This is a genomic window from Tenacibaculum xiamenense (assembly GCF_964513065.1).
Lineage (GTDB): Bacteria > Bacteroidota > Bacteroidia > Flavobacteriales > Flavobacteriaceae > Polaribacter > Polaribacter xiamenense.
In genome coordinates this window covers 312,695-324,067 of record NZ_CAZEQU010000005.1, presented here as the reverse complement: position 1 = coordinate 324,067, position 11,373 = coordinate 312,695, and the positions used below count along the sequence as shown (strand labels likewise).

Below are 11,373 nucleotides of genomic sequence, written 5' to 3'. Positions count from 1 at the left end.
TCACAAATCTCATAACTAACTGTATAGCTACCGGATGGTGCTCCTGAATTTACTGTGATTGTTCCGTCTGAATTTAAGGTTAACTCACTTGGAACATTTACTCCACTTAAACTTACCTCTCCTGGGTTAGTACCTATAACTGCTGGATTCCCATTTAATGTATCGTTTGAAACTACTGAACTCGTTGAGTCTCCTGAACTTAATACTGTCGAACTAAAATCATCCGAAACTGCATCAATCGTATTAGATACCTCTATTGTTACGGTAGTAGTATCACAGTTTGCTGGTACTGCTCCATTCTCACAAATCTCATAACTAACTGTATAGCTACCGGATGGTGCTCCTGAATTTACTGTGATTGTTCCGTCTGAATTTAAGGTTAACTCACTTGGAACACTTACTCCACTTAAACTTACTTCTCCTGGGTTAGTTCCTATAACTACCGGATTTCCATTTAATGTATCATTTGAAACTACTGAACTTGTTGAGTCTCCTGAACTCAATACTGTTGAACTAAAATCATCCGAAACTGCATCAATAACATTGGTTACAATAATAGTACCTGATGCGTTTACTACTCCACATCCCCCAGTAAGAGCAATAGTATAATTAAATGTTCCACTTACTGTTGGACTACCACTTATAGTTATTACATCTGCTAACCATGTAGCCGTAACTCCTGCAGGTAATCCGGATACAGTTCCGATTCCAGTTGCACCCGTAGTTGAATGCGTTACATCAATTAAAGGTGTATTAATGGGCAATGAAGGCATACTTGATGGCCCACTTACAGTATTATTTTCCGATACAATAATAGTACCTGATGCATTTACTAACCCACAACCTCCTGTAAGAGGAATAGTATAATTGAACGTTCCACTTACTGTTGGACTACCACTTATCGTTATTACATCTGCTGACCATGAAGCTGTAACTCCTGCAGGTAACCCTGTTACAACACCAATTCCAGTTGCGCCTGTTGTATTATGACTAATATTAGTCATTACAGTATTTAAACACAGTGTTGGAGAGCTTGATCCTGAACTTACCGTATTTTCATTAATTGTTAGCCCTACCTCCGAAGTAGTTACGCTTGTACATGCATTTTTACTACTGGTAACTACCAATCTATATTTATTTGTTGATGCCGCTAAGGTTGGATTCGTTAAAGTTAAATTTGTTGTAGTTGCATTGCTATAAATTCCTCCATTAGTAATATCATTCCATGGACCAGTACCACCAACTTGTTCCTGCCATTGATATATTAAATCTGCTGTAGCTGCTGCACTGCCACTGTAATCTGGCGTGGTTGATGGCGGTGTTCCTGAAAATACTGTTGTACTCAATGAAGAAACCGCACCTGTAAAAGTAACATTAGCTCCTAAACAGATGGTTGCATCACTTGGTTGCGTATCTACCTGTAACGTAGTAGCCTCTGTTTCATCTCCATTTGCTCCGTCATAACCTCCTGCCCCTCCAGTTACCTGTCCGTTACTATCAAAACCAGTTCCGTCTAAAATTCCATCGGCATCAGCATCTGTTCCTCCCGATTCTAAGACATCGAAACATCCATCATTATCGCTATCTAAATCTAAGTTATCTGGTGTTCCATCGGAATCCGTATCTCTTACTTCACATATCGAAATAATTAATTCTATTCCATCACCACCTGATCCGTTAGCTCCAGACTGATCGAAATTCAAAGTAAAAGTAGATAATTTCCCTAAAATTTTCAAAGACCCTGCAGAAGTACCATCAACTCCACTTAACGTACTCTGCCCTGTATTAGTTGTTACAGGTAATCCAACATTTCCATCTACAACTGTGGTTGTTGTAGCTACAAAATCATTTGTTCCTGTAAGGCGTTGCCATATATATCCACCTTGCAAACTAACTATGGCCGAATTTTGTATATTCTGTGTATTTACCGTAGAATACCCACCTACTCGATCAAGATGAATAATTGGATTCACCACCTCAACAGGATTCCCTGATGCATCTTCAAAATTAACAGTAATACTCGTCCCCCAATTATAACCGAGTTGAAGAGAATTACTTCCTCCCAATGGCTCTGACCAAAAAGGTTGATTATTAAATGTTCCTGTTACAATACTACTTGCATCTGTTGTTGAATACTTCGCTATAACACCATTACCATAATTATACTCAGCGGTGGCCCCTGAAATGTTCCATCCTCCGCTATTTAAAATGTCACAAGCAGCTTCGTTTACATCACTTATACCATCATTATCATTATCTAAATCACAAACATTGTTAACGCCATCGCCATCTGGATCATTTGTCGTTGGTGTTCCAACAATCGCTCCGAAATCACAAGGATCCAATACTGTTAAAGTAGCTGTATTTTGAATGTTAACACATTCATTATCTGGATGTGTTACAATCACAGTGTAAATATTACCTGTGAGTCCAGTAACGTCACTTATTGTTAAAACATTTGTATTCGTTCCAGAGTAAACCCCTGTATCACTTAAGTTTACCCCATTCTCTTGCCATTGATAATTGGTAGCCCCAGAAACATTTGTTGCCGATGAGTGAGAATAATTAGGTACGGTATTTGGGGCTGAACCTAAAAATTCTGTTGTACTCACTCCATTTACTGACATATTAAAACTAATTGGATTTCCATTAAACACGGTTCTATCTCCCCAATTAGTAAAATCTGCAGTTATATTAGTTGCCACAACCTCATTACCAGTGACCTCTTGTCCTTGGTCACCTCCTACATCGGCTCCCCCTCCTGAGTTCACAAGGTTAGGAATCCCGTCGGCATCGACACTTCCATTGGCTGCGAAATCAATTCGTCCTTCAGAATCCAATTGACTGGCTAAGACATTTTCATCTGCTTCCAAGGCATCAAAACACCCATCATTATCACTATCTAAATCTAAGTGATTTGGAATGTTATCACTATCAGTATCAGGACATGTACTAGCGAATACATGAAAATCATTTATACTTACATTTGAGTTTGGAGCATTGTACATATAAGTTCTAAGTGTATATGTTTGTCCTTGTTCAATATATGATTCCTTAATAGGTGTAATTGGATACCATAAAGTACCTCCTGAGCCTCCTCCATCTGTCGCATCCAGTGGAAAAGTATTTGCATTTACAAGTGTTTCATGAGTAACAAAATTATCTCTGGAGATTTCAATTGTAACTGTATAACCATAGTCTATTCCAACATCTTGGATAAATTGAGCTAAAGATGTTATTCTTCCGTGATTTAAAGCTCTAAACGAAACATCTACGTAATCACCATTTATTTTGGCTTCTGCTAAATTCATAGCCCCTAACCCTAATACTTCTATAGATGAATTAGTTACATCAGAATTTAAAGTAACTCCAGATCCTGGTGTTAATGGAGAAACATTATCTACCAAAAGACTATTAATATTTGAAGGGTTTAACGTTCCGGCAGGATCTACTCCATTGGCATTACCTGTCCATGTACTTAAAATCTCACTAACTCCGTTACATTCCACCGAATCTAATATTCCATCATTATCATCATCCAAATCACAAACATTGTTAACGCCATCGCCATCTGGATCATTTGTTGTTGGTGTTCCAACAATCGCTTCGAAATCACAAGGATCAATTACCGTTAAAGTAGCACTATTTCGAACATCTATACAGGTATTATTAGGGTGGGTTACTACCAAAGTGTACACCTTACCTGTTAATCCTGAAACATCGCTAATACTTAAAATATTTGTATTTGTTCCTGAATAAACACCAGTATCACTAAGCGTTACTCCATCCTCTAGCCACTGATAATTTATTGTACTAGAAACGTCCACACTCGCCGCAGCTATGCTATATGCAGGTATCGTATTGGGTGCTACTCCAACGAAACCGGTAGTACTAATTGCTCGGACTGGCATCCCAATAGCAACAGAATTACCTTCATATGCTGTTTTATCCCCCCAATTGGAAAGATCTGGAAAAACCTGTGTTGCCACGGTTTCATCACCTGTAACTCCATTGTAACCTCCTGATCCTCCCGTTACCAGTCCGTTACTATCGAAACCAGTTCCGTCTAAAATTCCATCGGCATCAGCATCTGTTCCTCCCGATTCTAAGACGTCAAAACACCCATCATTATCGCTATCTAAGTCTAAGTTATCTGGTGTACCATCGTCGTCTGAATCATCACAAAAAGTAGTTCCTTCAAAATTTGTTAACGTTATCACCCCTATACTGAATTCATCCCAATAAAACACCTGCAACCTTTCGACGGGCTGGGAAAATGAAAAACTTATATCTCCAATACTTGTATTATTCGCTGCTAATATCGTTGGTGAAGAAGAAAATACATTTCCTCCATCATAATTTACTATTGACCCTGCTGATAAATTATAGTTCGAAATTGTAATTGGTATAATCGCTCCTCCTGAGTAAGCATTTATAAGAACATGATCTGCATCATCTAAATCTTGAATTTTAAATTTAAAATCTACAATTGGCTCGCTAAATGTAAAATCAGCCTCAATTGAATTAGACACGCTAGTATTGGTAGTAGCACCACTTAATATTCCAAATAGAACACCATAATCAGAAGTTTCGTGCACATTGTTGATAATCTCATCAGGCATTGTTGCTGTTCCTAACAAGTTGAAATTTAAATTCATTGTTGCATTCCCTATTTTTAAAGAACTAGAATTTATGGCCGTATCAGCATTCCCATTAGTAACAGGAAGCAGAGAAGCAAAATCATATGAATTATAATCGTAACATCCGTCTACCCAATCCATAACCCCATCATTATCATCATCCAAATCACAAACATTGTTAACGCCATCGCCATCAGGATCATTTGTCGTTGGTGTTCCAACAATCGCTCCGAAATCACAAGGATCAACAACCGTTAAAGTAGCACTATTTCGAACATCTATACACACATTATTAGGATGGGTTACTACCAAAGTGTACACCTTACCTGTTAATCCTGAAACATCGCTAATATTTAAATGATTTGTATTTGTTCCTGAATATACGCCAGTATCACTAAGCGCTACTCCATCTTCGAGCCACTGATAATTTATTGTACTAGAAACGTCCACACTCGCCGCAGCTATGCTATATGCAGGTATCGTATTGGGTGCTACTCCAACGAAACCGTTAGTACTAATTGCTCGGACTGGCATCCCTAGAGAAACAGAATCACCTTCATATGCTGTTTTATCCCCCCAACTGGAAAGATCAGGAAACACTTGTGTTGCCACAGTTTCATCACCTGTAACCCCGTTGTAACCTCCTGATCCTCCAGTTACCAGTCCGTTACTATCGAAACCAGTTCCGTCTAAAATTCCATCGGCATCAGCATCTGTTCCTCCCGATTCTAAGACGTCAAAACACCCATCATTATCGCTATCTAGATCTAAATGATTTGGTGTAAAATCTAAATCGGTATCATACACATCTGGCATACCATCGTTATTAGCATCTGTGTAATCCGTTACAGAACCATCTCCTGTAAAACCATTATCAAATACATCTTGCCAATTGACAATGCCATCACCGTCCTCATCTCCATCTGGATTATTTCCATTGGATTCATCCATGTCTGGAATACCATCATTATCATCATCTCTATCGTTTAAGTCTGGGATGCCATCATTATCCTTGTCACTACAATTTAGAACTGCCGAGAAGTTAGAACTTAATATATAAAAATAAGTAAACTCAGCACTTTCACCTGCTTCAAGATTTCCAATATTATAGGCTAATGAAATAGGGTTATCACCTAATTCCACACTTCCTTCCGTATTGACACCCACTGTTCCATTCCAAACATTTTCTGCATCATCTAACGAGCTCCATGTTGATGGAGCTCCTCCTCCTTGCAGTGTTACTACCCTAGCTCTTTCATCATTTGCCATTATAAAAAGATAAGCTCCATCAGGATCAATAGCCCCTCCTACTGGTGGAGATTCTGCCCTAATTAATGCCAATTTATCATTAACACCAGAAGCTTGCCCAACAATAGTATTTGTCGTACCATATCCACTACCTATCGTTTGGTTATTATCTGGATCAACTACATGATTCCAATATATATTATTGAGTATTGCCCCAGAGGTATTTGTCAAGGTTGTCGTCATTTTAATAAACAATCCATTCTCTGTTAGTGTATATCTTCGATGTACATTAACACCTCCAGCATTCCCTTCCCAAACAATCTCAGCCGCATTCTCAGCACAAAAGCTATCTCCAGCGTTCACTGAAGTAATACTACCTGGTATTTCATTTACAAATCCATATGTATTATTACTAAAAACTGTTCCGTTAACCTTTAAATTAAAGCCTTCGTAAGGATCACCTGGTGTAAAATAATCACCATCATAATTTACCCAGCCGTCTTGAGCTGGATTTGCTATAAAGCCAAATAGATTCGACGTCCTAGAATTATGGTACCCAGTGGGACGAAGTGAATTTCCAACTCCAAAAGTTCCTAAACTATTAATTCCCGCTTCAACATAATTACCTCTGAAGAAAGCCTCCGCTCCAGTCATTTGAGCATCGGGCACCTGAGAAAATATCTTTAAGTGGATTCCTAAAAGCACGATTATTAGAAGAACATTAGCCCTACTTATTTTCTTTTTTTTGTATGAAAAAGATCTATTTTTCATAATACATGGGTTTTAAATTATCATTTATTCTCAAAAAGTTTTTACGGTAACTGTTTTTGATAAACTCTTATAATTACAGTAAATACATAAAATGGTAGTAGTAGTAGTAACTCAAACTATTTTTTCCTTCAAACTTATATCCAAGTTCAACTTCATCAAAAATTCTCTTTTCTCAAAACGAATGCAGCGCGCTCATAAAACGGCGCCACATTCGAAAGGAAAAATTACCATGAGCTCTTTTGCTATAAGAAACACTTACTTCGCTATCAAAATTTTCACTTGATTTTGTTTGATGAAATTTTCATCTTTTATTACCAGCGTATATACCCCTGGTGGTATACTTGAAGTACTTACTAGAAAACCATTTTCAGTTTTCTTTGTAATCATTTTTCTTTTAACCACCTTGCCTAAGCAATCAATAATTTCCACATGTAATAACTCATTTTCCGGAAGTTTGACCTGTATATACTCTATGGCAGGATTAGGATAAACGACAACATCTTGATCATCTATTTTTTTATTTTCTATATCTTCAAAAATGTTGCTCGTTTCATTTACTTTTCGAGTTAAATCCATTATCATTGGAGGCCATGTCATGTTCGTTGTTAGTACTATATCATCAACACACACTTTAGTTCCATCATTTTGATTAATAAACCTAAACACCATTTTGTTATTTATATACTTTTTCGGACAAACAACTCTAAAATGCCTTTTCGAAGATTTTTCTGGAAAAAGATTTAACCCAGCTATATAATTTACGCCACCATCTACAGAAACTTCTACCCTTATTTTTTGCCCTGAGCTCCATTTTTCATCTGTTCTTATATTGAAATACATATACACTTTTTCAAAAGCCGAGAAATCCAGCACTTTTGATTCCAAGTTGTTCTCACCACTTAGTACTGTATAACTCTTACCATAGTTCCCATATTTATTTAACGCATCAACTTCCTCTCTATTCTCATCACTTTCTACCCAAACTTCTCTGAGTTCATCATGATCAAAAGAAGTATACTTTTCAAAACTTGAATAATACATTTTCCCCTTCTTTTTGTTAATTAACTCAAATCCATAATTCTTTTCCATAAAAACCAGCATGGCTTTCGCCAAATCTTTCGAATAGGTATATCTACTAAATCTATTTCGATTTGGCATATAATCCATATATAACCAATAATTCTCCATATGCGTTCCATCAATAAAGCGACCATCTTCATAATCTTTTGGATCGGTACAATGCTTTTGGAGATTTGCACCTGTATAAAAAAATGTTTTATCTTCTTCTTGAGAAGGAAACCTTTTTGATGGAACACTTTTCCATTGCTCACTTCCTATTGAATCTAACAGTGTTCCTAAACTATTTTCACCCCTCAATACACTTACATAATTTTTCTTTCTTTCACTAACATCAGGGCTTCCCGATCTAATTAAATTTTTAACTGTAGATTCTTTCCAGGTATACTTTAGCGACACATTTGTATCATCATCTGGATAAACTAAATACTTCTTTTGTAAACCAATCCCTATCATGTTTTTCCCTCCAGCGACTCCATGCATTTCAAAATAGTGTCCCTTTTCCCACACACTGTTTCTTATGCTATTACTCGCTTCTTTAATAAAATCATGAAATTTATCATACAAATCACCAATGAACGCTGTATCTTTTACTCTTCTATAAATAGTATCTTTCGATTTTTTATCGTAATACTTAACTACCACAGAATTCCTTCCTTTTGCTGGATTAAACTTACAAGGATTTAAATGATTCATTATTAAATGAGGTCTTCTACCCGTCATTTCAACAATACGGTTATAAACCAGTAAGGTTGTTTCTTTACTATTGCGATCAATTCCCCGACTCCCATATGAATCGATAGATTCAGGCATCAAATTTCCTCCATGAGGAGCCACCAACAAAATCGGTAAATCTCCTGGTATATATTCTACATATTTCAACTCGCTATCATAATAAGAAACCCCAACTTTTTGCTGCGCTACCATCATTATTGGCAACAACAACGAAAGCAACAGCACCTTCCATTCCACCTTAAAAAACATTCTAACTAAATTTTAATTTTACTTCACTTATATTATATACAGTCATCATTTTTTAAAAAGTGGACAAGTACAATAGCTTTTTCTGCTAAAAAATGGATTCTCCTATTTAATCAAGACAAAACTTAACCTCTTAAATACGCCATGAAACTTCATTATTTTCTTTTTTTACTATTTGCATAAACCAAACTAGCAACAAACATTTTTTATAAATGTATATCTCTAACTATCAATATTCACTAGTGTATATAACACTCAAAAAATCTATTTACTTGTCCACCACAGGTAAAAAAAAGCTTCTATGTATACTTGATAATATTAAATAGAGAAGACATGAAAAAAAACGCATTCCACTTTATATTCCTCTTACTTATTTTTAACTACTTTATTTTTCACAAAAGGTTAAGTATAAAACTCATCACTCCCGAGGCTTATAAAAAGAGGTATCATGACATACTAAAACAAATAAAGAGCAAAACTCAAAATAGAAAAACCTTTAAAAAAGTTAGAATATTAGTTCAAAACCATGTTAGCCGAGAAGATGATGAGTTTGGTCCGGCTGTAACTCCTGATTATGTAAATAAGACTATGGAAATTTTAAATAAAGGTATTTCCTCTATGAATATTGAATTTATAAGTGCTGGTCCAATACATTATATAAACAAAACACGACTACATAAGGGGGAATTATCACAGAGTAAAAAGGAAAAACACATCTTAAATAGCCATGTTAGCCCAAATATGTTAAACATTTTTCATTTAAAGAAATTCGCTGGATCTAATAAAACTTCTGGCTACTCCTTTATGCCTGGAAATAGCGATTATGATTATATTGCCCTTAACGCAACATTTGGAACAACTAATTTAGAACAAGCTTTAGTTACCGATGAAGCTGGGCATTATTTTGAATTGCACCATACATTTCTGGGAGTTGCGAAATCTCTGAGAAGAGACGAAAAAAGAAACTGTGATATCTATGGAGAGAAACTTTGTGATGCTCCTGCTGACCTACAAGATAAGTAGTTGTATAAAAAATTTTAACTATATTAAAATAAAAACTATAATAGCATTATAATGAAAAAGAGGTTACTTCGGTAACCTCTTTATTAATATCTTTAATTTACTGCTTATATAAGCAACCTTAATTTCTCACTCTTTTATTCTTTGCTCTTCGAACATTTCTACGAATGTTCTTTTTAGCTCTTCCTTTATTATTAGAAAGACGTTTACGAATTAATTGCTTCTGCTTAGGCGTCAAAGTGGCTCTGAACTTTGCTTTCGCTTGCTTAACACTTGCCGTATTTTTCGCAATTATATTTCTCTGAGAACTTGATAATGTTTTTTTCAAAGCTGTCTGTCTTTCCGACTTTGACAGCGCATTATTCTTTAAAATTGCACGTTGCTCTGGAGTTAGTGATGTTTTAAAAGCTTCTCTATTCTTTTTTAGTAACTCTTTCTGAGATTTGAGCAGTTGTTGCTGCTCTTTAGAAAGGTCTAATCCTTCTACATCATCTTGAGCATATATATTGGCTACACTTAAAAAAAGTGTTAGCAATACTATCCATAAACCTTTTATTCGTTTCATTTGTATCTCTGTTCTTTTTATTTGTTCGTTATGATCTTTTAAGCAAACATCATACCTCTTTGACCTTTCTTTTTCAAAAAAGTTTTAATTGCAGGGCAATTTATTTATTCTGTAAACACTTCTTCAGTCAACAATTCATCATTTACAAACTCATCTAATAAGTCGTCAACCTCATCATCTTCGACCATTACCGTTGCTATTAATATATCTCCCTCCTGAGTAACTATATTACTTTTAAAAGGATTAATAACGGCCAATCCTAAAATTAAAGCTATTACAGCTACAGAAGACCAAAGAAATATTCTTCTTGATAAACTAACAACTTCCCCTTTGGATTCATTAACTGTCTGATCCAAAATAGACTGTTTTGATTTGGCAAAATAATCTTTTGGAAGTCCTAAACCTAAATCTTCTTTATGTTTTTTTTCTGAGTTCACATCCAATGTATTTCGATGTATAAAGTTATTGTTTTGTTCGTTCATAACAAACTATGCTTTAATTTTTTCTATATACGCAACTACTGTTATATTCTTCTCTATATGTTTTACCGCATTATAATAATGAGTTTTAATTGTATTCTCACTCATTTCTAATAACTCTCCAATCTCTCTAAACTTTAGATTGTCGTAATACTTCATTTGAAAAATCCTTTTCTGTTTTTCCGACAACTGCTGTAAAACCTTGTGCAATCTGACTTGAGCTTCATCTCCATCAAAATATTGGTCTCCTTTTAAATTGCTTAAAAAATGATCATTAACATCTTGTAACGACGAAAAGTTCTTTTTCTTTTCTTTTTCTAAAAACCTAACAGACTCATTGTAAGCTATCCTATACATCCAAGTATGTAATGAACTTTCTTGTTTAAAATTTTCAAGGCTCTTGTAAACTCTAATAAAAGTATTCTGCAATACATCATCAGCATTTTCATGAGTTCCTACTATTTTCCGAATATGCCAATACAAACGTTCTTGATATAAATCTAACAACTTTGCAAAAGCTTTTTCTCTATGTTTCTTACTTGTTAATTGTTGTATAAAAACAGCTTCATTCATACTGGCTACTTATGGGGGA

General features: G+C 35.4%; 5 protein-coding genes and 1 pseudogene. 1 reads left to right on the top strand and 5 read right to left on the bottom strand.

What is annotated here, in order from left to right; all coding sequences use genetic code 11:
• Positions 1 to 6,659: pseudogene (locus ACKTTV_RS01670) on the bottom strand (hypothetical protein); the annotation flags it as partial.
• Positions 6,660 to 6,914: 255 nt separating this feature from the next.
• Positions 6,915 to 8,720: a T9SS type A sorting domain-containing protein gene (locus ACKTTV_RS01665; protein WP_408029064.1), complete on the bottom strand. Its 1,806-nt coding sequence runs from the start codon at positions 8,718 to 8,720 to the stop codon at positions 6,915 to 6,917.
• Positions 8,721 to 9,050: 330 nt separating this feature from the next.
• Between ACKTTV_RS01665 and ACKTTV_RS01660 the strand changes: the two genes are divergently transcribed.
• Positions 9,051 to 9,740, top strand: a complete 690-nt coding sequence (locus ACKTTV_RS01660) for a zinc metalloprotease (RefSeq protein ID WP_408029063.1) — start codon at positions 9,051 to 9,053, stop codon at positions 9,738 to 9,740.
• 118 nt (positions 9,741 to 9,858) lie between these two features.
• Here ACKTTV_RS01660 and ACKTTV_RS01655 read toward each other — a convergent pair whose 3' ends face one another.
• The 3 genes from ACKTTV_RS01655 to ACKTTV_RS01645 form a co-directional block, all read right to left on the bottom strand.
• Positions 9,859 to 10,302 (bottom strand): hypothetical protein, encoded by a 444-nt coding sequence (locus ACKTTV_RS01655; RefSeq protein ID WP_408029062.1) that lies wholly within the window; start codon positions 10,300 to 10,302, stop codon positions 9,859 to 9,861.
• Between the two features lie 104 nt (positions 10,303 to 10,406).
• Positions 10,407 to 10,784: a hypothetical protein gene (locus tag ACKTTV_RS01650; RefSeq protein WP_408029061.1), complete on the bottom strand. Its 378-nt coding sequence runs from the start codon at positions 10,782 to 10,784 to the stop codon at positions 10,407 to 10,409.
• Between the two features lie 6 nt (positions 10,785 to 10,790).
• On the bottom strand, positions 10,791 to 11,354 hold the full coding sequence (locus tag ACKTTV_RS01645) for an RNA polymerase sigma factor (RefSeq protein WP_408029060.1): 564 nt from the start codon (positions 11,352 to 11,354) through the stop codon (positions 10,791 to 10,793).
• Positions 11,355 to 11,373 lie beyond the last annotated feature (19 nt).